The organism is bacterium (assembly GCA_016716565.1).
Taxonomy (GTDB): domain Bacteria; phylum Bacteroidota; class Ignavibacteria; order Ignavibacteriales; family Ignavibacteriaceae; genus IGN2.
This window is the reverse complement of the sequence record JADJWC010000002.1, coordinates 1,106,257-1,131,491: the sequence shown is the minus strand read 5'-3', so window position 1 is coordinate 1,131,491 and position 25,235 is coordinate 1,106,257. Positions and strand designations below refer to the sequence as shown.

23 protein-coding genes are annotated in these 25,235 nt (G+C 36.3%); 13 read left to right on the top strand and 10 right to left on the bottom strand.

Going from position 1 to position 25,235, the window contains the following annotated elements; genetic code table 11:
* Positions 1-1,773 precede the first annotated feature (1,773 nt).
* The 7 genes from IPM14_11860 to lhgO form a co-directional block, all read right to left on the bottom strand.
* A complete protein-coding gene (locus tag IPM14_11860; protein MBK9098790.1) occupies positions 1,774-2,310 on the bottom strand; it encodes an outer membrane beta-barrel protein in 537 nt (178 codons plus the stop codon).
* A 356-nt stretch (positions 2,311-2,666) separates the two neighbouring features.
* Positions 2,667-6,872, bottom strand: coding sequence for a response regulator (locus IPM14_11855; GenBank protein MBK9098789.1), 4,206 nt, complete (start codon positions 6,870-6,872; stop codon positions 2,667-2,669).
* Between the two features lie 112 nt (positions 6,873-6,984).
* Positions 6,985-7,314: a hypothetical protein gene (locus IPM14_11850; protein MBK9098788.1), complete on the bottom strand. Its 330-nt coding sequence runs from the start codon at positions 7,312-7,314 to the stop codon at positions 6,985-6,987.
* Positions 7,256-7,627: a hypothetical protein gene (locus IPM14_11845; protein ID MBK9098787.1), complete on the bottom strand. Its 372-nt coding sequence runs from the start codon at positions 7,625-7,627 to the stop codon at positions 7,256-7,258. The genes IPM14_11850 and IPM14_11845 overlap by 59 nt, the downstream gene beginning before the upstream one ends.
* A 9-nt stretch (positions 7,628-7,636) precedes the next feature.
* Positions 7,637-8,056 (bottom strand): META domain-containing protein, encoded by a 420-nt coding sequence (locus IPM14_11840; GenBank protein MBK9098786.1) that lies wholly within the window; start codon positions 8,054-8,056, stop codon positions 7,637-7,639.
* A gap of 8 nt (positions 8,057-8,064) precedes the next feature.
* Positions 8,065-9,105: a DNA methyltransferase gene (locus IPM14_11835; protein ID MBK9098785.1), complete on the bottom strand. Its 1,041-nt coding sequence runs from the start codon at positions 9,103-9,105 to the stop codon at positions 8,065-8,067.
* Between the two features lie 6 nt (positions 9,106-9,111).
* Positions 9,112-10,326, bottom strand: a complete 1,215-nt coding sequence (gene lhgO / locus IPM14_11830; GenBank protein MBK9098784.1) for an L-2-hydroxyglutarate oxidase — start codon at positions 10,324-10,326, stop codon at positions 9,112-9,114.
* Positions 10,327-10,511: 185 nt separating this feature from the next.
* Between lhgO and IPM14_11825 the strand changes: the two genes are divergently transcribed.
* The 4 genes from IPM14_11825 to IPM14_11810 all read left to right on the top strand — a co-directional run bounded on the left by IPM14_11825 (position 10,512) and on the right by IPM14_11810 (position 12,051).
* Positions 10,512-10,787: a hypothetical protein gene (locus IPM14_11825; GenBank protein ID MBK9098783.1), complete on the top strand. Its 276-nt coding sequence runs from the start codon at positions 10,512-10,514 to the stop codon at positions 10,785-10,787.
* 10 nt (positions 10,788-10,797) lie between these two features.
* Positions 10,798-11,151 (top strand): YceI family protein, encoded by a 354-nt coding sequence (locus tag IPM14_11820; protein ID MBK9098782.1) that lies wholly within the window; start codon positions 10,798-10,800, stop codon positions 11,149-11,151.
* The gene (locus IPM14_11815) at positions 11,103-11,429 is read left to right on the top strand and encodes a YceI family protein (GenBank protein MBK9098781.1); all 327 of its coding nucleotides are present in this window, start codon (positions 11,103-11,105) and stop codon (positions 11,427-11,429) included. The genes IPM14_11820 and IPM14_11815 overlap by 49 nt, the downstream gene beginning before the upstream one ends.
* A gap of 94 nt (positions 11,430-11,523) precedes the next feature.
* Positions 11,524-12,051 carry an LOG family protein gene (locus tag IPM14_11810; protein MBK9098780.1) on the top strand — a complete coding sequence of 176 codons (528 nt, stop codon included), beginning with the start codon at positions 11,524-11,526 and terminating at the stop codon, positions 12,049-12,051.
* A gap of 25 nt (positions 12,052-12,076) precedes the next feature.
* On the opposite strand, the gene IPM14_11805 is transcribed toward IPM14_11810, so the two are convergent.
* The 3 genes from IPM14_11805 to IPM14_11795 form a co-directional block, all read right to left on the bottom strand.
* On the bottom strand, positions 12,077-12,550 hold the full coding sequence (locus IPM14_11805; GenBank protein ID MBK9098779.1) for a YbaK/EbsC family protein: 474 nt from the start codon (positions 12,548-12,550) through the stop codon (positions 12,077-12,079).
* Between the two features lie 136 nt (positions 12,551-12,686).
* Positions 12,687-12,986, bottom strand: a complete 300-nt coding sequence (locus tag IPM14_11800; protein ID MBK9098778.1) for a GYD domain-containing protein — start codon at positions 12,984-12,986, stop codon at positions 12,687-12,689.
* A 181-nt stretch (positions 12,987-13,167) separates the two neighbouring features.
* The gene (locus IPM14_11795; GenBank protein ID MBK9098777.1) at positions 13,168-13,782 is read right to left on the bottom strand and encodes a DedA family protein; all 615 of its coding nucleotides are present in this window, start codon (positions 13,780-13,782) and stop codon (positions 13,168-13,170) included.
* A gap of 173 nt (positions 13,783-13,955) precedes the next feature.
* Here IPM14_11795 and IPM14_11790 point away from each other — a divergent pair, with 173 nt between their 5' ends.
* The 9 genes from IPM14_11790 to IPM14_11750 all read left to right on the top strand — a co-directional run bounded on the left by IPM14_11790 (position 13,956) and on the right by IPM14_11750 (position 25,095).
* Positions 13,956-14,642, top strand: coding sequence for an outer membrane beta-barrel protein (locus tag IPM14_11790; GenBank protein MBK9098776.1), 687 nt, complete (start codon positions 13,956-13,958; stop codon positions 14,640-14,642).
* A 209-nt stretch (positions 14,643-14,851) separates the two neighbouring features.
* Positions 14,852-15,427 (top strand): outer membrane beta-barrel protein, encoded by a 576-nt coding sequence (locus IPM14_11785; GenBank protein ID MBK9098775.1) that lies wholly within the window; start codon positions 14,852-14,854, stop codon positions 15,425-15,427.
* A gap of 102 nt (positions 15,428-15,529) precedes the next feature.
* A complete protein-coding gene (gene malQ / locus IPM14_11780) occupies positions 15,530-17,074 on the top strand; it encodes a 4-alpha-glucanotransferase (GenBank protein MBK9098774.1) in 1,545 nt (514 codons plus the stop codon).
* A gap of 109 nt (positions 17,075-17,183) precedes the next feature.
* Positions 17,184-17,630 (top strand): thioredoxin family protein, encoded by a 447-nt coding sequence (locus IPM14_11775; protein ID MBK9098773.1) that lies wholly within the window; start codon positions 17,184-17,186, stop codon positions 17,628-17,630.
* 264 nt (positions 17,631-17,894) lie between these two features.
* Positions 17,895-18,845 carry a hypothetical protein gene (locus IPM14_11770; GenBank protein ID MBK9098772.1) on the top strand — a complete coding sequence of 317 codons (951 nt, stop codon included), beginning with the start codon at positions 17,895-17,897 and terminating at the stop codon, positions 18,843-18,845.
* A 158-nt stretch (positions 18,846-19,003) separates the two neighbouring features.
* Positions 19,004-19,912 carry a hypothetical protein gene (locus tag IPM14_11765; protein ID MBK9098771.1) on the top strand — a complete coding sequence of 303 codons (909 nt, stop codon included), beginning with the start codon at positions 19,004-19,006 and terminating at the stop codon, positions 19,910-19,912.
* Between the two features lie 89 nt (positions 19,913-20,001).
* A complete protein-coding gene (locus IPM14_11760; protein MBK9098770.1) occupies positions 20,002-21,933 on the top strand; it encodes a transglutaminase domain-containing protein in 1,932 nt (643 codons plus the stop codon).
* Between the two features lie 13 nt (positions 21,934-21,946).
* Positions 21,947-22,657, top strand: a complete 711-nt coding sequence (locus IPM14_11755; GenBank protein MBK9098769.1) for a hypothetical protein — start codon at positions 21,947-21,949, stop codon at positions 22,655-22,657.
* 230 nt (positions 22,658-22,887) lie between these two features.
* The gene (locus IPM14_11750; protein MBK9098768.1) at positions 22,888-25,095 is read left to right on the top strand and encodes a S8 family serine peptidase; all 2,208 of its coding nucleotides are present in this window, start codon (positions 22,888-22,890) and stop codon (positions 25,093-25,095) included.
* The last annotated feature ends 140 nt before the right edge of the window (positions 25,096-25,235 follow it).

Sequence of the window (25,235 nt, the reverse complement as noted above, 5' to 3'; positions counted from 1 at the left end):
GGAACTACCGAATGACCACCGGAACCATTATTATTCCAGTAAACTAAGCCACTCGCATCAATATTGTCCATCCCGAGCATTTCTTTAACTTCGCTTAATAATTGACGTGGACTATTATTAAATTTTTGCCTTCGATAATCTCTTGTTTCTTTACCGGATTGATAATTTTGATATATATTAATAATATATCTTGTAGTATCATTTAAACCTACATTAAAGAGATCATCAAAGTTTCCAATTATTTGAACAAGACTTCCCTTGTTATAAAATCCTTGTAAACTGGAGGCAGTAAATCCAGTACAGGAACCAGCCCACCTACCATTTCCTGAAATCCATCTGGTTGTTGCTGCTGAACGATATGTTGAAGGTGGAAAATCCGTGTAACATTGGAATGGTTTAAACATATCTACGAACATTGGCCAATCGGGAAATCTTGAAGAGTTAGCATTATTGAAGGGTGATTGATTTGGATAAGAACTTCCTGTAAAAGGATCATCTCCATTTTGATAATCAAACTGTGTCCACCATGTGGATGGCCATTGATTAAAGCCACAATTACAAAAACTCCATCCATCCTGGTCTGGTTCATATAATTCAAAATCATCGTTCGCATCTATCCTGGAAAGCTGCCAGGGTTTTATTTTAAACTCTTCACTCAAAGCAAACGAATTTGTATCCTCAGATTCTACTATGCGTATTGTAGCTTTTGTGGTCAATAATGTATCAGGTACATCCCACAAATAAATACCCATAGGATCAGAATAGTTAGTATCAATTAAAACATATTCCATCCCGTAGTCGGTTCTGTAGTAAAGATCAACATTACCTAAGGAGTTTTCATAAGCTATTGTATCTACTTCTCCGGCTATTAGTATTTCAGATTCTTCCGGCTGAGTAATTACAAAGGATGTACCTCCGCCATCAAGTTCAAAATTATATGAGGTTTCGGCCACAGAAATAATTCCGCTATCCGGTGGATTGGAACTTGCGGCGAACAAAGCAACCTGTGCACCATTAATTGCCAGGAAAGAATAAGTAACATTCGTAATACCGGTAATTGTCACCGATTCTCTTATTCTAAGTGCTTCATAACTTCCTCCACCGGGTAGAGTCATTGTTCCGTAAGCGTCCACAATAACATTTAGCGAAACACTTTCTGAACCGAATGGTGTACCGTTGAAATAAATTGTTTGCGTATAAGTTTGATTCCACTGTGAGCCGTAGGTCATTGGATTTATATAAGTCTGTCTTGGGGGCTCGTTTTTAATTGTTATTACATCACCGGGGAAAGCACTTACGGTTGTTGCGCTGCCGATATTATTAAAGAAACCATTCAGCGAACCGTATGTCCAAATCTCTGCTTCATAACCTTGTGAGAAACCATCGGTGTGAGTACAAATGGTTGCATTAGGGAAGTCACTGCTGTATGGCGTACTTGATGGGTCAACACTGGAATATTCTGCTTCCAGATTATATTGAAGTGATGTAAAATCCCAAACGTTATTACCTCCGGGTGAGCCTATATCTACAGATGAAGGTAATGTGTCCTGCCTAATAGTTGTTTCGTTACCAACCTCGAATACGGCTTCAACGTCTTCACCCGTTATTGTAATTTGGGCTGAGGTGGTGAAAGAAACCAAAGTAAATAATAGTAAAACACTTTTCATAATATTTCCTTCATTAAATCAAATGATGTTTACGATGTACAGATTGTAATTGCTTATCCATTTTGTCTTTACTCATCCTGAAAAACTCTTAATGCTATCAAAGTCCCTACAACCCAAACTTTGCTCCGGCCCAAAATTGAATATTGTTAAAATCACTGATTAGATTAAAAGTACCGTTAAAATCCAAATAGACATTTGAACTAACAGGCAGCTGATATCCTGCACCGATTACAAAAGTGAATTCAGTTGAAGTTTCACTTACTGATCCTCCTCCGAAACCAAAGACTGACGGGATTTCGACTGTAGTTGAAAAGAAATTCAGTCCTATTTCTCCCATTCCATAAAAACCAACACCCGGAACAAAGAAATATTTTACACCAGCTAGTAGGGGAATAGTACTAAAGTCTACAGCATCTGATTCTGTACCGTAGACTATATAGCCTATCTGGCCAACACCAACAAGTTGAGGAGTAAAAGCCAGCTCAAAAATTGCTGTGCCACCAAATCCTGTGTTTGCTGCATCTCCAAAATCACCCATTGGCAATGAAACAACTAAACCTCCACCTAATGCCATTTTGTTTTGTGCATTTATAGAGATTAAAGCAAAAAAGAAAACGAAAAGAATAGAAATAAATGTTTTCATGTATGTCACTCCTGATTTGTTTGAAATTAATTGTGTATTAAAATTTTTTGGATTTTGATTTCATTATTACTTGGTAAAAAATTCCAGTAAGCCAGTGAGCAAAAGTGTTATCAGCACACCAACTATAATTGCTATTATAATTATGTATCTGGAAACCAGCTTTTCTCTTTTTTGAATTTGTTCCGGACTATCTTCCGTACTGATCTTCTTTTTTTTCAACTAACTAAACAAGATTTTTTTTTGAATTATTACGGAAGCAAAGGTAGATTATTGAAAGGAGGGCGGCTATCTGATTTGTTACAACATTTTGCTGTTTTGTAACAAAATGTAGAAAGTCCTGAAAATAATCTCTTTTATTACTTTTTTTGTCTGGAGGAATACTCTGATGGAACGCAATTAAATTGCTTTACAAATGCTCTGGTGAATTGTGCAGGACTTGAAAAACCAATTTCATAGGCAATTTGTGTTACAGACAACTTTCCTTCGCTCAGTAATTCTGCTGAACGCTTCAGTTTGATTGTTCTGACAAATTCTCCGGGTGGCTGACCTGTAATGGCGATTATCTTACGATGAAGTTGTGTGCGGCTTACAAACATTTCTCTTGCTAATTGTTCGGTGCTGAAATTAGCTCTATCCATATTTTTTTCTATTAATGCCAAAGTCTTTTCCAGGAATTCACTATCGGCTGCACTGAGACTAGATTTTTTATCTGTCAGATTTAGATCTTTGCCGTACTTTTCTCTTAATCGTTTTCTTTGTTCAAGCAAATTTCGAATTCGGGTAAATAATTCTTTTGAATCAAATGGTTTTGTGAGATAGTCATCAGCACCAATTTCGAGACCTTCTATTTTACTTTCAGCAGATGCTTTTGCAGTTAGAAGAATAACCGGAATCTCACTAGTCTGCCATTCGGATTTTATTCTTCTGCAGAATTCCAACCCATCCATTGACGGCATCATCACATCACTGATGATCAGATCGGGTATAATTTCTGCTGCAGTAACCAACCCTTCTTCTCCAGTAGCGGCCAGGGAAATCTTAAAACTATCTTTTAACAATCCTGATAAGTATGTTCTCACATCTTCGGAATCATCAACTATTAAAACAGAAGGATTATGATTTGAATCATTTGAAGTGGATTGCGCCTGCAATACGTTTTGAGTTTGAGGTAATTTTGCAGAACTGGATTTTATCACATCCGGATTTACTGAATTATCAAACTGTTCAATATTTAATTTCTCATCATCATTTAAGTAATCATCACACATCGGAATAAGTAACTTAAATTCGGTTCCTTTTCCTTTTTCACTTTGGACAGATATATCCCATTTGTGTAAGTCAACAAGTTCTTTGACTAATGCTAAACCTACTCCCGATCCACCATAAGATCGTTGAGCAGAATCATCAACCTGGTAGAAGCGATCAAAAATTCTATCAATTTTATCTTTTGGAATGCTAACACCGGTATCTGATATTTTTATTTCTGAAAACTTTTTTTCATCCTTTGTTAACTCATTAACTCCGATAAAAACTTTTCCGCCTTCTGGTGTGAATTTAAAAGCGTTTGCAAGGAGATTGTTAATAATTTTCTCAAACTTGTCCCTGTCGATCCAGCAAGCTATTGTGTCTTCATCACTTTTAAAATTGATTGAAATATTTTTTTGTTCAGCCAATGATTCGAACGACGATAACAATCCTTTTAAAATTACGATTACATCCTCCTGTTTTGCTTTTACAGGAATAGCAGCTTTTTCCAGCTGTGATAATTCGAGCAGTTGATCAATAAGTTTTTTGAGACGGTCGCTGTTTCTTTCAATCAAATTAATATTTTCAGAATAATTGACATTATCCCTTCTGTCTTTCAATTGTTCAAGTGGTCCTTTGATAAGCATAAGAGGAGTTCTGAACTCATGAGAAAGATTTGCGAAGAATCTTGATTTCACCTCTTCGAGTTCTGTTTTTTTCTGTACTTCAAATTCTCTTAATTTTAATTCGTTTCTAAGTTTAGTCCGGTTTAATTCAAAACGTCTTATTCCTAAGAGGCCAAGAAATATTAAAACCACATATAAACCGTAAGCCCATAAAGTTCTCCACCACGGTGGATCAATAGTAATACTTAATGAAGTAACCTGATCATTCCAGATACCATCAGCATTAGTTGATTTAACTTTAAATGTATATTCACCAGGATCAAGATTAGTATATGTTGCAAACCTTCTGTTTCCACTTTCAATCCAGTCCTTATCAAATCCTTCCATCTTATAAGCATATTCTATTGACTGTGAAGAATTATAATCAAGCGCTGCAAACTCAAAAGAGAACACATCCTGATCATGTGGCAGAACTATTTCATCAGTTGTTTGAATACTTTCTTTTAAGAAGGAATTTTCTCCTATTTCAACTGAACGATTAAAGATCTGAAAATCTGTAATCACTACATTCGGCTTATATTTAGAAAGCTTAATCTGTTTAGGGTCGAATATGTTTAATCCTTTTTTACTTCCAAATAGCATAAGCCCGTTTTCAAGTAATAAAGCTGCAGAAGGATTCATTACCTTTCCGTTTAACCCATCTTCAGATGAATAATTTGTAAACTTTTTTGCTTCGACATCGAAATAAGATATTCCGGAACCGGTTCCAAGCCATAAGTTTCCACTTTTATCTTCCAGAATGCTGTTTACAGAATTATCCGGAAGACCTTCATTAACAGTGTAAGAGCTTATTTTAATTTCCAGATCATAATTATCAAACTCAATATTTTTTACAACCAGCATATTAAGTCCACCGGAAGTACCTAACCACAAAATTGTATTGCTATCAGGCTCAGAATTTTTTCTTTTTTTTGATTCAATAATTGTCATTATGTTATTACTAACTAACCCACCTTCTGATGGGTCTCCCTGAGTCCATTTATGAAATTTACCTCCATTCTTGTCTTCAAATAAATTTAGACCTCCTCCCATGGTACCAATCCAGATTCTTCCTAAATCATCCTGCAAAATCGTCCATACGTCCTGATGGCTGATTGCATCCGAGTTAGAAATATCAGTAATCCAAAGATTATAATTGCTGTTAGCAAGATTTATTCTGCCTAGACCTGAACCCCAGAATCCAACCCATAAAAAATTATCATCATCCTGAAAGATTGATTTTACAAAAGGTACTGTTGTGGTATTTTTAATTGGAAATCTTAAGACCCACTCTTTCAAATAATTATCTTTCAGATTGTATTCAATTAAACCCTGTCCAAATGTGCCTATCCACAAAGATTTTTTATAATCTTCAATCATGCTCCATGCATTAATATTTTGAAGTGCTCTCGGACTTTTTGTTTTCAGATTTCCATTTACTTCCTGCAAGCCAATTGCACCATTTGAAAAACCAAACCATATATCATCATTTTTATTCTGATAAATTGCGTTAAGATCTCTTTTATTATTCAAGGTTTTTAGGTAGTAAGACTGTACAGAATTAAATAATGAGTTAAATTTTAAACTCTTTGCAGGTAAGAAACTTATTCCATTTTCTGTTGCTAGCCAGAGAACCCCCGAGCGATCTTTCAGAATTTTATTTATCTGATTATCGATGATGGTATTAGGATCATTTTCGTCATGGATAAAACGAAGAGATTCACCTGAAGTTAAATTCATTCTAACCAGACCACTATAAGTATCAATCCACAATATATTTTCATTGCCCACCTTCTCTTCAATTACAGTACTGGCTCCTGCACCGAACTGCAGACGATCAGGATTTGGAATGTCAATTCTTCTAAATGAATCTGAATCAGAATTATATTCTGTAAGACCTTCAGGAGTACCAACCCAGAAAATATTCGGACGACTTTCTGATACAGAAAGGTTATAAATCTGACTGTTGGTTAAACTATTCGGGTTGTTTTTTTCAGAGAAGAATTTTTTGAATCCATCATCTGGTTGGTCTGGATTAAATTTATTCAATCCATTATATGTGCCGATCAGGATATTACCGTTTTTATCTTCACTGATTGATCTGACAGTGGTATGTGATAAACTTGAAGGAATGTTTTTTTCCCATCTGTAATTTTTTGCTTCTCTGGTGTCAGGATTAAATTTGAACACACCTCTTGATCTTGTTCCAATCCAGAGATATCCTTTTTGATCTTCAAATAATGCTGTTATGCTGCAATACTTTTTATTTTCACCAGCAAAATCCCAGCGCGTAAATTTTTCATTCATAGAATCATACTGATTTAGAATTCCATCAGCCGTTCCAACCCAGATGTTACCCGTTTTGTCTTCCAATAAAGACCAGACAACATTACTTGAAAGACTATTTGGATCAGCTGGATTATGACGAAAGATTATAAAGTTGTATCCGTCAAAACGATTTAGCCCATCTTCTGTTCCGAACCAGATAAAGCCGGTCTTATCCTGAATTAGTGTATTTACATCATTGTTAGAGAGGCCATCCTCAACTGTTAAACGGTTAAACCGTAGTGATTGAGCAAAGTTATACTGTTGAGTACACCCTAGAAATAAAATCAGAAAAAATATTATATAATTGCGATGAGATATTGCCATATTTCAAATATAAGTAACCAGATGGTTTAAGCAAATATTTTTTGCTATATGAAGTAGTTTGATGGGTGAATAAATGGTTGAAGGGATAGTCTTCGTTGATTAAGCAAAAATATCATTGCTTGACAGCCCAGATTACATCTGCAAGTGTCTGATGCTCAGGTTCGAGGTTGAACTTAAGAAGAAAATGTGGATTGAAACCATGCATATATTTTTCGATTCTATCTTTGAGCCAGGAAATTTCTGCCTTGAGTTTCCAGTGCTCACCATCAGATGAATATAAAACTATAAACAGTCTGTTCTTTAAATGCTTTCTCTGCTGTTGAGATTGGTGTTTGTATAGCCAGCGAATAAGCTCTTCTGTTTTCTTTATTGCCCCATCAATATTATATGGAAAATTTTTCGGGAAAACCAGAAGTCTTGTGATCGAATGTAACTCCGTCAATAGTGAAGTCAACAAGTCTGTCTTTTTCATCCAGTGCTGGTTTAACACTTGGCAAAGAGCAGAATATTTTTTCAACTGCGTGTGCAGACCAAAAATTATACCATCGGTTCAAGGCGTAGTTGGCTATGTTTTTATTTTCTTTGTCCTTGCTGAATCTTTTTTCTGTTTCTTTCAGGACATCATCGAACGAAGAAATTCCGTAAACATAATTTGTAAGCCTATCAAAGTAATCGTCCTGTTTTCTTCCCCATTTGTATGGATACGTTAATCTTTTCTTTAATTCTTTCTCGATCTGGACGAGTTCAGATTGCATTACTTTGTTTCAATCAATTTTTTTGAAGACCATTAATTCTTTTTCATCTTCAAACAAATGCAAACTCATCTTTTCAATTTTATATCTGTTCACTTCAATCAGGCTAGCTAAGAATCTCTGTTCAAGATTACCGGGACAAGCCATCTCTGTGGTTATGATTTTAGAAAACAAAATTTTTTCTTCATCTATTTCAACACTGCCATTTAAAACATTACATCCTGTATTTCCGTGAACTCTTTCATCTTCTACATAAATTTCCAGCACAGGTAAAATTCTGACCGTCTCATCAATGATTACTTTTTTACCTTCAATTGATTCCAGAGCCCAGATATCGTGCAAGCGCATTACATCTATTTTTTCCGTTTCTTTTGTTGAACAAGTAAAACTTAATAATACAATCAGCAGGAAAAGAAAAAGCTGTATTCTCATTTAATACCTTATTTCTGAAATAAAAAAATGTATTCATGCTTAAATATATAAAAGCCTCCTGCGAGAGCTCTGTAACGCCACAATTCTTTCTGGTTCCGCTTTGCTGTTGTCTGATCAAAGTTTTTTATGATGGTTGATTTTAATTTAAAGCCTTTGTTAATCATCACCTGCATCACATAAAATCCAAGAGGTATCCACTCGCCGGCCGAATACTTATCGCCAATAACAACAGCACAGTATCTTCCTTTATCAAGAAAAGAGTAAGTGTTGTCAACAACTTCCCTGTACATCTTTAAAAAATCTTCAGTTGATTTTGCGTTGGACAGATCACTTCGGTTATTGCTGAATTTAATTATATCCCAGTACGGAGGATGAAGAATTAAAAACTGAAACGATTTCACTTTTAATTTTTTCAATTTTGGTTGAAGAGCAATTGTCCTGCTGTCACCGGAAATAATTTCAGTTTGTATTCCGAGATTGTTTTTCTCTTTTCTGATTCTATCTTTTGTGGCAACAGCAACTTGCTTATTCAACTCAATTCCAAGACCATTCCTTCCAAGACGCTGACATTCGATGAGAGTTGTACCGCTGCCAAGAAATGGATCCAGAATCCATTCACCCTTTTTAGTAAATCTTCGCAGCAATTGATTGGGAATTTGCGGAATAAAATTTCCCCAGTAATCTGCTTTATGAACCCCGGATGAATCACGTTTATCGAAAATCCAGAGACTATCGGTAATCAGATCATCATATTCTTTCCAGCGATTAAGATTAAGATCATTAATCTTTCCTTCTCTTTGAACAGACAGGCTTTTAATTAATCTGTTCAGATAATACTTTGTTCTTTCAATTGTTCTTGTTTCGAGAATTTGTTTTAGTTCTTTAAGAAGAAAATTTTTACCGATTGATTGGTCAGTTTCATTAAAACTATAAATGATTGCGTCCCCGTTAAAATCATCTATTTCTGAAGAAATCTTTCGGACTAAATTTTTTATTTCGTCAAGATTATCCCGCACTAGAATTTTGTCAAGTGTTGATAAAATTTTCATTGTAGATTAGACTTCACTTTCGAATTTCTTTTTAACTAGTTCGGCGATAATCTTCCCAATACTCAGCGAGGCAGTTGCAGCCGGGGATGGTGCATTCAAGACATGGACCATTTTCTTTGCTTCAACAATTCTGAAATCATCAACAAGTTTTCCATCGGGTTCAAGAGCTTGTGCGCGAACACCAGCACCGCCAGACTCGATATCCTCTTCCTGTATTTCAGGAATTAATTTTTGCAGAGCCTTTACAAAAGCTTTCTTACTAAATGAACGATAAAATTCACCGAATCCCATCTTATAATATTTCGAAGCCATCTTCCAGAATCCTGTGTAAAAAAACATTTGTGATACATCAGCAGCAGAAAAATCTTTTTTTGAATATCCTTCTCTTTTAAAAGCGAGAACAGCATTCGGACCCGCTTCAACTCCACCTTTCATCATTCTTGTAAAATGTACTCCCAAAAACGGAAATCGCGGATCAGGGACAGGGTAAATTAAATGTTTTACTAAATATTCTTTCTCTTTCTTTAGTTTGTAATATTCTCCACGGAAAGGAACTATCTGCAAACCCGGATTTACTCCGCAGAGTTTAGCAATCCGATCTGAATATAATCCTCCGCAGTTAACGAGAAATTTCGACTTGTATTCTCCTTTATTAGTTGACACGATAAGTTCCGATCCTGAAATTCTCAGCGAAAGAAATTTACAATCGGTTTCAATCTTGCCTCCCATCGACAAAAATATTTTGGCATATTCATTTGTCACTTTTGAGTAATCAACTATCCCGGTTTGTGGAACGAATAATCCGGCAATTCCATCAGCGTGAGGCTCATGCTTTTTTATTTCATTCGCACTAAGTTTTTTAATTCCTTTTAAACCGTTTGCAACACCTCGATTGTAAAGCTCATCAAGTGTGTCGAGTTCGCTATCCGAAGTTGCAACAACTACTTTACCGCATTTTTCGTGAGGGATATTATTTTCTTCACAAAATTTGTAGAGTAATTCGCGTCCCTCAGTGCAGTTTTTTGCTTTTAATGAACCGGGCTTGTAATATAAGCCTGAATGAATAACTCCGCTGTTATTTCCGGTTTGGTGAGACGCAAGTCTATTTTCTGATTCTATCAGCAAAATATTAGATTTTGAATTCTTTTGGAGGGAAAGTGCTGTTGCTGTCCCGATTATCCCGCCGCCAATTACTATTATATTGAAACTTTTTTCATTCATTATTTGTTAGTTCAATTATCACTGAAATATCTTGCGCTTTTGAAATATATGTCGTAACATAGAAATGTAAAATCATTAAGTCATATCCACGACTATATTTTCATAAAATTTGAAGCAGATGGACTTTAAATTAATCATGATTGAAAATTTAGATAATTTAATACACATAACAATCAAGGTAAGTTATGAACAGTAAGCAAAAATCTGTAATCTTAATTGCTTTAATATTAATTGCAGCTGCAATTGCTTGGTGGCTGATCAGCGGCGGGGATATGTTATCCAAGGACGGAATTTGGATTGAACAAGAACTTTCTGAATTGGATAAAGCTTTAGGATTGGAGCCTCAAAAAGTTTTTCAGGAGAAGTTCATACTTGGTCTTTTACCGCACACGGCAGTTTTCTCGGGAGCGGTATTACTTATTTCTGTAGTTTTATTTTTCATATTCAAAACAAAAAAATAAAGGAGAAAAAATGAAAACGATAATAAAAACAATAATATTTCTGCTTGTTGCATTTGCTTTTACCTTCGGTCAAGGCTTTAAAGTAAAGGCAATAGGCGAACAAACGTTTAACTTTGAAGACAAGAGAAACCAGTTGAAGTTTTTCAGCACTACGCCTCTTGAAGATATAACAGGCATTTCCAACGCTGTAAAAGGAAAGGTTACTTTAAACGTCAACGATGTTAAAACGATGAAAGGTTCTATAAGCATTCCGGTATCATCACTGAAAACGGCGATTGATTTGAGAGACGAACATCTCCAGAGAGCGAAAACTGGCTGGATGCTGCTAATTATCCGGAAATCACTTTTACCATTAAAAGTGTAAGTGATATAAAATCTACAGCAGATAATAAAATTGAAGCAAAAGTAACCGGCGACTTTACAACTCACGGTGTAACTAAAGAGGTTGTTGCTGATGTTTCCATGACATATCTGGATGCCAGCGAACAAACAGCACAATTTGCCCCGGGTGATTTATTAGGTGTGCAAGCTAAGTTCAACATATCATTATCGGACTTTGACGTCGAGAATATGATCGTTGGGCAGAAAGTTGCTGACAACATTGAAATCACAGCAACACTCCGCGGCTCAAACGCAAAATAATCTTAAATAAATTTTATTTATAAAAATCCGTAGTCTGAAAAAGATTACGGATTTTTTATTTGCTTATATTTCGTATGAAAATTCAATTCTATACATGAAAAAAGTTATTACAATATTCGGCAGCGCAAAACCGGTTAACAACGATGAACAATATCTCACAGCGTACGATCTTTCAAAGAAACTAGCACAAAACGGTTTTGATATCTGCACAGGCGGATTTAATGGAATTATGGAAGCTGCCTCCAGAGGTGCAGTTGAAGGAGGCGGAGAAGCGATCGGTGTTACGGTTAATTTATGGGGTGGAAAGACTAACAGGTTTGTAACAAAAGAAATTGCTTGTAATTCTTTGTTTGAAAGAATTAATAAACTTATTGAGGTGGGTGATGGTTTTGTTGTTTTGCAGGGAGGGACAGGAACTTTGTTAGAACTTGCTGCAGTATGGGAATATATTAATAAAGATATGATGAAACCAAAACCCGTTGCTTGTCACTCTTCAATATGGAAATCGATAGTTGCAGAGATGAACCATCAAATGCAGCTTGAAAGAAGAAGCATTGATATTGTCAGACCATTAAATACAATTGATGAGATAGTAGAATACCTCAGCCAACAACTAAGATGATTGTTTCCAAAACTTATTCCGAATTCTAAATCTTGCTCGCGATAGAAAATTTTATTCGTTTCGGTTTGACCAGTTTTTCAAAATCACTAAAACTCATCTTAATCAACTCAGTATGGTTGCATGCATTGAATGCTATTTCTTCGTCTTCGGCTAAAGTTTCAGCAACGTAAACATCCATTCCATAAATGTTACCAAATGGGGGCATTGCACCAACCTCGCAGTCAGGAAACTTATCCATAAACTCCTGTTCGTAAGCAAGCCTGACCTCATTTACTCCGAGAGAGGATTTCAAATTGTCAAAACTTACTTTGTATGAAGCAGGCAGAACAGCCATTGCCATCTTCCCGTCAATTTTTATGATAACAGTTTTAGCGAGATCTTTTCCCGGAATGTGTGCAATTGCAGCAATCTCCTGTGCAGTGTATGCAGATGAATGCTGAATTGAAATATATTTCACTTTATTCTCATCAAGGAAAGCTTTTAGTTTTTTCGAAGGCATAGATTCCTCCTAAATTTTAATTATTGTTTTGCCCGGGACGTGCGATAACAATTATGAAACAAGAGGATTGCTTATCCAAAAATTATCTCACGTCCTGAATTTGTATTTATACTGGTTCTATTTTGATAATAAGTTACTATGAGATTTCGTCCGCTAATTCCAGAAATCTTTTATAAGGAATTGCAGATAAACTCTCTGCCTGGAAAGCTCCGTTCGATAAACTTATCATTGAAACCTTCGCAGCTGTTTCCTCATCCGGCGCTTCATAAATATCAAGAAAATCATAATGACCGAGCAGTGCGTAATGTGCTATGAATTTAACCTCCGGACATTTGTGTTTTACCTGGTCAAGCCAATGTCTGCCAAGCTTTGCGCGGTCTTTCATCTGCTTTGAAGATTCCGGGGAGAGTTTTGTCAGCATTACATAAGTTTTCATTGCTTAATCCTTTCCGAATTATTTTTGGTTTCGATTTAAATTAAGCATACCACCTAAACTTTTACAGTTTAAGTTGTAATCCTTATTGAAATGTAATAAGTGAAAAGATAAATATCAAAGCCAACAAAGAACTTATCAGTTGGTAATTAGCAAATGATATTTGAAAATAACAGCAGGAATCTTAAAAAACATATTTAATTGCTACGAAACCACCGATCAGTAAAACCGTAAATGCAATTGCAAGCCAATTAAAATATTTATCAATAAATAATTTTATCTGAGGCCCGAATTTCCAGATCAGTGCAGCCACCAAATAGAAACGTGCGCCACGACTTATGATGGATGCCACAATAAACATCACAAGATCAATATTAAAAGCGCCAGATGAAATGGTTATCACCTTATATGGCAGAGGTGTGAATCCCGCAGTGAAAATAATCCAGAAATCATATTCAACATACAACTTTTGAATTTCATAAAACGCTTGAGGTGTAAAGCTAGGAATATTGTTGAAGAAAAAATTTGCAATTCCCGTGAACTCGTTAGTTGGTGTCCACCACAAGTAATGTCCAATAGCGTAACCGAAAAGTGCACCTAGAACTGAACCAACCAGACAAACAAATGCAAACTTAAAAGCCTTTTGTGTGTTGCCGAGAACAAGCGCAATAAGTAAAGCATCTGGTGGAATTGGAAAAAAAGAAGATTCAGTAAATGCCAAAATGAAAAGAGCTGCAGTGCCATATTTGGTTTTTGACCAGTGAAGAACCCAGTCGTAAAGATTTCTCAGAAGTTTCATTAATTCGCTTTCAATAAGGCGCAAAGTTAGCTAAATGGGGCTTTCCCGAAAATGTTTTTGGCTTAATAATTGAAAATATTGGGCAGCTTAACTATTCATCAACAATTTGATGATTTGAGTTTTGCTAAGAAATATTATTTATAAAATTCACTAAATAATTAAGGAGAAAACAAATGAAAATGGTGAGTCGTGCAATTATTTTATTCGTAGTATTTGGATTTACTTCGATGGTGGCTCAAGTAAATTCTAACTACGATGGACCAAAACCAGAAGTTCGGGCAGGAGCTAAATCTCTGGTATTCCAGTATACACCATTTCAAAGCAATCTTGAACCCGTTTATGTTGGTACTGTCAGCGTACCTGATGAAGCATTTTCAAGTGCAGACTTGATGGGTGCTGGTTTCCGTTACTTTATTACAAATCAAATAGCACTTGGATTAGGACTGAGTTTCGGAACTTCCTCAAGCACATTGGAATCTGAAACTGGGAAATCGGAATCCTCAATGACGGTATTTGGAGTCGGCATCGATGCAAATTATCATCTGACTTCACTCTATGGTGTATCACCTTATGTTGGAATTAATGTTAATTTCAGTTCACTTTCAGGAACTGATGAGTTCACACCTGATGGAGGAGCAACTGAAACAACGGATTATTCCGGAAGCGGATTTGGTGCTGCAGCTCAGTTTGGTTTTGATTGGTATTTTACCGAAGGGTTATCACTCGGTGGTAAATATGCTCTCGGATTCAGAAGTCTTGGTGAACCGGAAGTAACAAGCGAAGGTGAAACTGAAAAAGGTCCAAGCAGCACAGCATTCGGTATAAGCACTTTCAGTGTAATATTAAATGTTCATTTCTAATAATTTTGAATAACAATAATCCTCCGGGAAAACTATTCCGGAGGATTTTTTTATTAAAATGATATCGTTACTCATCTATTTATCAAGTGTGATGCAGGTAACTTGTAACCGGATAATATTAAAATAAGCTTGCTTATTTGATACTCGTCCATATAGATTTGGCGGACTTTTTTAAACTCTATTATTCACAAATAAAAAAGGATCTAAAAATGAAAAAATTCACTTTTGCACTTTTTACTTTGATACTTGTAAGTAGCATTTCAATTTTTGGACAGAATTTTGCAAAAAAAGGAGTCTGGGAATTTGGAGGCGGTATCGGATTCTCTAGTACAACATTTGTTTCTAACGGAGAAAGCGGAGATGATGTACTCACTACTTTTACTTTTGAACCATATGTTGGATGGTTTGTGATAAACGGCCTTGAATTAGGGCTTATTCCTTCCTACCAGACTGCTAGCCTTGGTGATTATTCTGAGAATTCCTTTGGAATTTATTTTGCTCCAGCCTGGAATTTTGATTTGCAAAGCCAGCTTTTTCCATTCATTGAGGGAAGAATTGGATACAACACTGTTACAGCTGATAATGGTGAAGACAGTCAAACTCTAAGTGGTCTGGCCTATGGAGCAAGAGGAGGTTTGAAATATCAACTTGGAAATAGTGCCCTTGTCAATTTCAGTCTAGGATATAATATGACTACTTTAAATCCAGAAGATTGGGATGGTGACAGGAACGGAACTAATAATTTTGATGTAATGGTTGGTTTTACTGTATTCTTGGGTAAATAATTTTATTTTATTGAAATTTATTTGATCCCGCTGTAACAGGCGGGATTTTTTATTTTCTACGATGCGTCAGTATTTTAATGCTTAAAATTTTTTAAGGTAATAATGAAATTCAATCGTAGTGCAGGTATTCTGCTTCACCCAACCTCTCTTCCCGGAAATTTCGGAATTGGTGACCTTGGCAACGAAGCTTTTAAGTTTATTGATTTTCTAAAAGATGCCGGACAAACTCTCTGGCAGACATTTCCGCTTGGTCCAACTGGGTATGGTGATTCTCCGTATCAATGCTTTTCTGCATTTGCCGGAAATCCGCTTCTTGTCAGTCCTGAAAAATTAATGGAAGATAATTTTCTTACAGAAGATGACCTGAAAAATCCAACGCAATCCGATCCAAAGAAAATTGATTACGGACAAGTTATAGAATTCAAAAAATCACTTTTGAAAAAAGCTTACAACAATTTCAAAAACAATTCTGCTGCTGTAAAGGAAGACTTTCAAAAGTTCTGTGAAGCGCAGAATGAGTGGCTTGAAGATTTCGCACTGTTTATGGCTTGCAAAGATCATCACGGCGGTGCAGTTTGGAGCAGCTGGGAAAAAGGTCTCGTTCACAGGGATAAAAAAGTTTTAGCAGAGTGGACGAAAAAACTTACTGATGAAATTGAATATCATAAATTTATTCAGTTTATATTCTTCAAACAGTGGAATTCATTAAGAAAGTATGCAAACAAAAAAGGGATTAAGATCATCGGTGATATGCCAATCTTCATTGCGTACGACAGTTCGGATCTCTGGTCGAATAAAAAACTTTTTACTGTTGATGAAGAAGGAAGTTTAACTTTTATTGCAGGCGTCCCACCAGATTATTTTAGCGAAACCGGACAGCTGTGGGGAAATCCTCTTTACAAATGGGATGAAATGGAAAAAGATGATTTCCTTTGGTGGCGAAAAAGATTTTCCAGCTTGTTTGATCTTGTGGATATTGTTCGGATAGATCACTTCCGCGGGTTTGAAGCTTACTGGAAAATTCCCGGCGGAGAAAAAACTGCGATAAATGGAAAATGGGTAAAAGCACCCGGTGAAAAATTATTCAGCACTTTAAATAAATATTTGGGTGAACTTCCAATTCTTGCCGAAGATCTTGGAGTCATAACGCCTCCGGTGGAAGCTCTTCGTGATAATTTTGGCTTTCCGGGGATGAAGGTTTTACAGTTTGCATTCGGAACAAATATGGAAACGAAATTTCTTCCACACAACTTCGTACCGAATTGTGTGGTTTATACAGGCACACACGATAACGACACAACTCGTGCTTATTTCGAAAAGGAAAAATCAAATAATGGAAAGAATGATATTTTTGAACATGCACAAGTGTACTTAAATTATTTCGGTGAAGATATTTTATCCGAACTCATTCGTATAGCTTATGCATCAGTTGCAAACATTGTAATTATCCCGATGCAGGACATTTTAAAACTGGGAACCGAAGCGAGGATGAATTTCCCAAGCACTACAGGCGGTAACTGGAGCTGGAGATTTACGTGGGATCAAATAGGTGAAAGTCTTTCCAAGCATTATTTCGGATTGACTCAACTTTATGAACGCCCTCCAAAACCTAAAAAAGTAGAAAATATTGATGTTGAGGAAGCATAATTACCCTGATTATCAATATGAATTTCTGAATCTTTATACTAATTATTGTATCAAATAACCGTAAAAATATTTTAGATAACCCAAAAACAGGAGACCTGGTTTGAAACAGATATTGGCACTTTTAGTTCTTTTAGTATTTTTATTTACTTCTTGTAACAACGGTCAGTCAGCTTCAACGACCGGAAATCTTAACTGGACGAGCAATCTTGAAAAAGCTATTGAACAGGCAAAGAAAGAAAACAAAGCTGTGCTTGTTAATTTCACTGGCAGCGACTGGTGCATCTGGTGTAAGAGATTAAGTGCGGAAGTTTTTCAGCAGAAAGAATTTGAAACATATGCAAAGGATAACTTAGTGTTGGTTATGCTTGACTTCCCGAAAAACATTGAACAGTCACAGGAAACTAAATCATACAATAATATGCTCGCACAGAAATACGGCATTCAGGGATTTCCAACTATTTTGTTAATTGACGGTCAGGGCAAGCTTGTAGCTCAGACAGGTTACCAACCAGGTGGTGCTGTTAAATACGTTGAACATATAAAATCTTTTCTATAAAAATTTTGAAGGCGATCGAAAGGTCGCCTTTTTTGTTTTATAGTCCACTTCTTCCTTCTGTAATCCTGCATAAAAATGGGATTTCATGCATTCCCCATTGTTTTCCATGCAGATGGAAATTGATCCTTTCCTTTTAATGCCTTGTAAGCAAATGATTTAACAAATTGACTGGTATTGGCACAATACTTATTTATTCAAATTCAGATAATGAGAGGATTTGGGAAAATAAATAATCATTTACAATCATTTTACAGGAGTTCTAAAATGAAAAAACAAAGCAACCTTCACCGGTATATTATGGCATTCTTTGCTTTGATGATGCTGGCATTGTTCGTCAGATGCCAGGATGAAATGGTGGTTGATCCGGATGATACCGAACCAACAACTGACCGCGCAGCATTAGAAAAAATTGTTGATGAAGATTCTTCACTTACTTCTTTCGATTACAATTATGATGAAGAAGGAGTGATGGATTTTTTAGGTAAAGTCAGTGCGGAGATTTATCCGTTCCGCGTTGGTCAGAAGATGCGCTTAATAAACAGAACGCTGAGCATAGATTTTCAGGATACCGTCGCATACGGAACACTTACAAAAACTTTTGAAGGCTTATTACTAATTGCTGCTTCCTACGATTCAAATGCTACCGAGCCCGATACCTTAATTAAGAAACCATTCACTGCAGTTGTTACACAGAATCTGATATTCAAGAAAATTAATAATACACCGTACCCGCGTAAAAACTGGATACTCGCTGCAATATCTCTTCCTGAAGGTGGAACACAAAGTCCGAATATTGACATTACTAAAACAACTATCTTTTTATCTAACGGAGATACTCTCGTAATAGATTCCCCGAATGATTATTATCTGCGAAGAGGCTGGGGCTGGTGGCACAATATTCCATTCATCGGTCGGGGAGATTCAGCAACCATTCGTGTTGAAGTATATAGTGCCTTTGAAGAAGATGATTTTGTTTCACTTACGTGGGGAGCCAACAGGTGGATTAAGCACAGAGTAAAAAAATTATTTGATTTGGTTTCTTCAACTCCAAATGGAAACGGTTTCGACAAAGTATATGAGCAAACATTCACGACGCACCAATGGCCGGGATTTTATCATGCAATTATAAATGCCCTGCCCAAGCAGGTCATAAAAGATGACGCAGCACCTGTGGAAACCGAATCCTGGGGAATACCGTATTTCGTTCATCCATAATTTGAATAAGAATTGATTAAGAGGAATTGAGCTTCCCTGCACACGTCCTCTCCACATCCCCCTCCTTTTAACGCGGGAGGGGGAGACTTTTTTGCAGGGAGAAGTTAAATAAAAATCGGATTGCTATTAAAAAGTTTCAAACATAAATTTTAACTGTTATGAAAAAGTTATTTACATATTCATTAATCCTTAGCAGTATTTTTCTGCTGGTAAGCTGTGATAAGCCTGCACCGACTCAACTTATTGACGATACATCAGATGATTTTGAAGTTGAATTGCTTAACAAAGACCTTGATGATCAAAATGTAATAAGTGGAGTTGATACCTCAGGAATAACGCAAAATCTTACTGGGATAACAAACCTGATTTCCGTAAGCGGGATAAAAATAACAAGCAGAAATAATACTGATGAATTTTCACTTGCACAGGCTATGTTTTTTGACAAATCGAAACCTATTAATTATTCTGATGGAAGACTGCTTGCATATAAAACTATAATCCCCGGAACTATCAAATTCAATGGTACGGAATCCCATATTGTTCCTTATAAAATAAGATACAGAGATAATGGAATTCCTATGGACACGCTGATTGGATTTAAATACGTGCTTTATAATATCTTCGGTGGCTATCCGGATCCTTTCTACTTTAGTTATAATTCCAGCGTCAGTTTTGAATTTGATCCTATTCTGCCCGGAGAGAATATTTCTTTCACAATCCTTACACCTCCTGAGATTATTGGTAGTGTAACTCTCAATGGAAACAGAATTAATAAAAATCTTGCTGCCAAATTAAATTGGAACAGCAGCGGTGTCGGGAAAGTTACTATGGTTATCAGTCTGATGCGTCCGGGTCAGCTTCAATCAATTCCTGTCTACAGGTTGAAAACGCGGGATGATGGAGAAATGAATATCCCCGCCCGGTTTCTTAACGAACTTCCTTTGGAACGATTTGAAAGGATTGTTTTTACTTTCGTACGGAGTTATGAGAATTATCGCGGCAGCGGCAGCAACGAATTACTGGTTTCTTCACAAAGCATTCACAGCATAGTTATAGATATTCCTTGAGATATATTCACATAATTCTTATATCGGTAATGATGTTGAATTCAAAAATATTATCCCAGAATTCATTCGGGTTGAACGGTTATTGGGGGATGCCTGAATCATTTACAACTCCTTACTATAATTATGAGAGTAATGTTTCAAACTACTCTTCATTAAAAGACTGGGGCATATCATTACAGTACGGAGCTGAATTCTCCAGAAAATCAATTTCACCAATGCCGGATGATCTTGCAACAGATAATTCGGAAATAGAAATAAATACGAATCTCTACCTGCTTGCACTGGCAAAGAGGATAGGAAATCACATTTTATCAATACGCTATACACCGGGTTATCAGAAAGAGTTTTTGTTTGCAACCGGAGAGTCTATAATTATTAATGATACAACAACTCAATCGTTGGAAGCAAATTATAAGTATAGGGAATTATTCGGATTGGGTTATTCGTATTCATTTAATGAGCAATTCAGTGCAGGATTTACGTTTCGTTTTTTCAATCAGGATTTTAATCGTGAAATTGTCAAACCTGTATTCGGAGATACGTTATATCTTGTTCGCGAATCTTTAGGCGAAGAAGTTAACTACTGGAAAGCAGATATTGGCGTTAATTATATTTTGAATGATAATTTTTTGTTCAGACTTTCATCTGTAAATCTGATGAATTTTGGTGATGAGCCGGATGCCGAAGAGTTTCAGGGATTTGAAATGAAGCAAGATATAGCTGCGATAATATCTGCAAGCTACCAACCCGATGAATATTTTAATCTTCACGCGATTTATGAGACTTCCAGTTCATTTCAATTAGGTATGACAGGCTTTGCAAATCAATTTGTTTATGGACTAACAGCATTTCACGACAAATATCAGGAACCTTTTATTGCGGGAATTATCCCTGCTTTGGGTTACAGAACCGATCTGTTTGAAATTCTTTTAAGCGGAGTAAAATATTTTTCAGAAAGAAATTCCAATGCAAGCTTCTCAAAATTCTCTGAAGAGGGAATTCACAACATCATGAATAATCGATATAGTTTCGACAAAGTAGTTCTCTCACTTTCAGTTAATATCAGCGGCACACCTGAACGGAAAGTTGAGTTGATTGATGTTGAAATAGTAAAAGAAATTTATCCTGCTTTTTTTGATAAGTATGTCGATGAGCCATTTGCATTCGGAAAAGTTGTGAACATTTCTAATGAAACCGTCAGCGTTACTCCTTCTGTAAGGATTGAAGGAATAAACGAAGAAAGAATTCAGTCGCCTCCGCAGTTGATTCCGCCGGGAGATACTGTGACAGTTCCGTTTTACATGATAATTCCGGAAAAAATTATAGTCGAGAAAACTGTTTTATCTTATGCTGATTTTTATGTAACAGCATCGGCAAATGAACCGGATGACCAGATGCAGAAAGCATCATTAATTAATAGTATGAATTCCTGGGATGGAAATGTTGCTAATCTTCGTTATTTCATATTCAGGGATCCGGAGTTCTCGATCAATTTTTCAAAAAATATTTTAAGCGATTACAAGACGTTACTGGATACCTTACCCGGCGTGCTCGCACCTTTTAACAAAGCTAAATTATTGTTTAATAATTTTGTTAAAAACCTTGTGTATACCGCCGATCCCAGAGCAACTGCAGAGTATGTTCAGTTCCCGAAGCAAACAATCGAGCTTAAAGGTGGCGACTGTGATGATTTAAGTGTTGCTTACTGCTCATTGTTGGAAAGTGTTGGTGTGCAAACAGCGCTCGTCGATTACAAAACAAATGGCGAGGTAAGACATGTCAATGTTCTTTTCAACACAAATCTCTCTCCACAGCAAGCACAGCTTATAACCAATAATGATTCAAAATATTTTATCAGAAGTGATTCTAATGGTAAACAGGAAGTCTGGATACCGCTTGAGACTACTTCTCTGACCAATTTTGATGAGGCCTGGAATACAGGCGTTAAAAAATTTAATGCTGAAGCTATTGAAGAGCTTGGTATATCAACCGGTAAAGTTCAAATAATAGATGTTTATTAAAGGAGAAGGTAAAATGATAAATGAAATAAAATCCCGTTTTATTATGAAAATTTTTTTACTATCAATTTTGTTCCTATCCTCTACACTTGCACAACAATTTAGTGCAGTAAATATCAAAGGAGATGTAAAGTACCGGACTGCAATATCCGAAGAGTGGAATGTGTTGAAAGAAGAATTCAGCTTGGAGCCAACCGACTTTGTAATAACAGGCGAAAGATCCTCTGTCCAAATAAAAAGAGCGGAGCAGATATTTAGTCTGGGAGAGCTTTCAGCGGTTGCATTGTCCAGTATCAAGCTAATGAGTACTGATGAACTTCTACTAGCGCTTGCGATGGAAGATATGATCAACGCGCCCAAAACAAATGGCAAAAATAACTCCAGCAACACAGCGGTTTATGGAGATAAAGAGGGAGAAGGAAAAAATTTGGATTTGAAGGATGATAATTTTGGAATTAAAAGATTAAACGGTGCGGTTCAATTAGCAAAAAACGGATTCAAAGAATCATCTATTGTGTTCGCTAAAGAAACTTACAGAAAATACCCGGATTCGAAACAAATACCTTCATTCAGGATATTCTTCGCGGATTTACTTTATGAGAAAGAATTATATGAAGAAGCTCTCAGAGAATATATGGATATAAGGAAACTGGAACTAACAGGTGAAGAAAAGAAGGAGGTCGCAAAAAAAATAGACAGTATAAATAAAATTCTGCTTAATAATTAGATTTTAGTCCAGTTTCTAGTTCTATTCTTTGTGTGTAAAACTTGTTTTAATTCCTCCCTCAAATTTTCTCATTTTTTTTCTTAAATTATGCTTTTTCTACATTATATACGAGACATCAAATTATCTTGGTAATACTAAATAAATTGTAGCAGAGAGTTGATATTAGCAAAAAAAAAGAGCATTTTTATTTTCGAAATATTATTCCTAATACAAAAACTTAGAGGTTGTATATGAAAAAAATATTTACCCTCCTGTGTACTCTGTTTGTCATACTCGTACTTACAGTAAATTCCCAAGCACAATCTAACAATTCTGTAATACATCCGTATCTTCAAACTATTTTACTTGATGCTGCGAACACAGAGATGATAGATGTTTATGCCACATTGCGCGATCAATATTCTTATGATGATCTGAAACAGCAGACTGCTTTTCTTCCAAAAAAAGAAAGGCAGAAGGAAGTTGTAAGAATATTGAGAGAGTATGCAAATTTTCAGCAGCAGGATATCCGTAATTATCTTGAAAATGCTAAACAGCAAAATCTTGTTAGTAAAATCGATATTCTCTGGGCTGCAAATACAATAGTATTTTCTGCCGTACCAGAAGTTATCTACAGTCTTGCAGAAAATTTTGAGGAAATTGCAGAAATAAGATTTGATCCCGTGTTTGATCAAAGTTTAGTTACTGACCCGACTGAAGAATCAGTCGAAGTCCTTCCCGGCGATGTTTTAGCCCCTCAAATAGGTTTAGTTTTAATTAATGCACCCGCAGTTTGGGCTGCTGGTGATAGCGGTCAGGGAGTTCTTGCTGCCAATCATGATTCCGGATGTGACTGGGACCATCCCGATTTAATTAATAATATCTGGAACAACCTTGGTGAAGATGCAAACAATAATGGCAGGACTGTTATCTGGAATGGCTCGGCCTGGGTTTTTGATCCCGGTGATATAAATGGTGTTGATAACGATGCAAATGGTTATACAGATGATTTTATAGGTTGGGATTTTAATACTAACACCAACGATCCGAACTCATCTCAAACTCACGGAACCTGTACGGCAGGTATTGTTTGTGGTGATGGTACGAATGGAACTCAAACTGGTGTAGCACCAAAAGCTAAATTAATTAATTGTGAACTTGGAGGTGAATCAACTTCATGGCTGGCAATTCAATACTCTGTTGCGGCGGGAGTGGATGTAATTACCAGTTCGCATAGTTACAAATGGTATTTTAGTCCACAACCCAATTATCCGATGCATAGACAAATGAATGACTTCGAACTAGCAGCTGGTGTAGTGCACACTAACTCTACCAGCAATGATGGTAATTCTGTTGGAATACCATTTAATATTTCAGCGCCGGGCAATACACCGACTGCATGGATTCATCCTGACCAAACATTAGTTGGCGGATTAAGTTCAGTAATTGGAGTTGGAAATGTTACCGCCCAAACAGATGTTATCGCCAGCAGTTCACCCTGGGGTCCAACTACCTGGGAAGATTTACAAATTTTGCACCCAAGTTATCCTTATCCAATGCCGTTGAATTATCAGGATTATCCTTATGAAACTGTACCTGGTTCTATGGGTTTAATAAAGCCTGATGTCTCTGCGCCGGGTAATGGAACTACTTCAACTACAAATGGTGGCGGTTATGCGTCCTTCAGCGGTACTTCAGGTGCGACTCCCCACGCATGTGGTACGGTTGCGCTTGTTTTATCGGTAAATCCAAATCTAACTCCATCCGAAGTTAGTATGATTCTTCAAACGACTGGTGTAGAGAAAGGGGACCCTGGAAAAGATAACAGATATGGTGCTGGAAGAATTGATGCATACCAGGCTTACCTGCTTGCTCTTGCAATGATTCCTGTTGAGCTTGAATCTTTTACCGCATCAGCAAATGAAAATTCGGTAACATTAAACTGGTCAACAGCTACCGAGACTAACAATTCAGGATTTTCTGTTGAAAGAAAAACTCCTCTTGACGAAAGATGGATTGAAGTTGGGTTTGTTCCCGGTTTCGGAACAACTACTGAAAGAAAAAGTTATTCTTTCTCTGATGCGAATCTTTCCATGGGTTCATATAGCTATCGTCTGAAACAAATTGATTTTGACGGCACAACAGAATACAGCAATGAAGTTTTTGCAGAAGTTGGCGCGCCAACAAATTTTGCACTGATGCAGAACTATCCTAATCCATTCAATCCTTCAACAACAATTGAGTTCTCAATTCCAGAAACAAGCAATATTTCAGTTGAAATTTATAATGTTATCGGTGAGCTTGTTGCGAGTCTTATTAACCAGTCTCTTGATGCTGGTTATCATAAAATCAATTTTAATGCAAGCAACCTTCCGTCCGGAACTTATGTTTATCAACTGAAAGCAAACGGACAGAATGGAACTTTCGTTGAGACAAAGAAAATGTTACTGATGAAATAAAATTCAATTTTGTTGCACAGATTAATAATCTGTGCTACTGCACTTCAAAGGCGATTCATCTGAGTCGCCTTTTTTATTAAGAGATTTCATCTCTAATTAAAATCTCATATCGACTAAAAATAATTGTATATATTTACAAA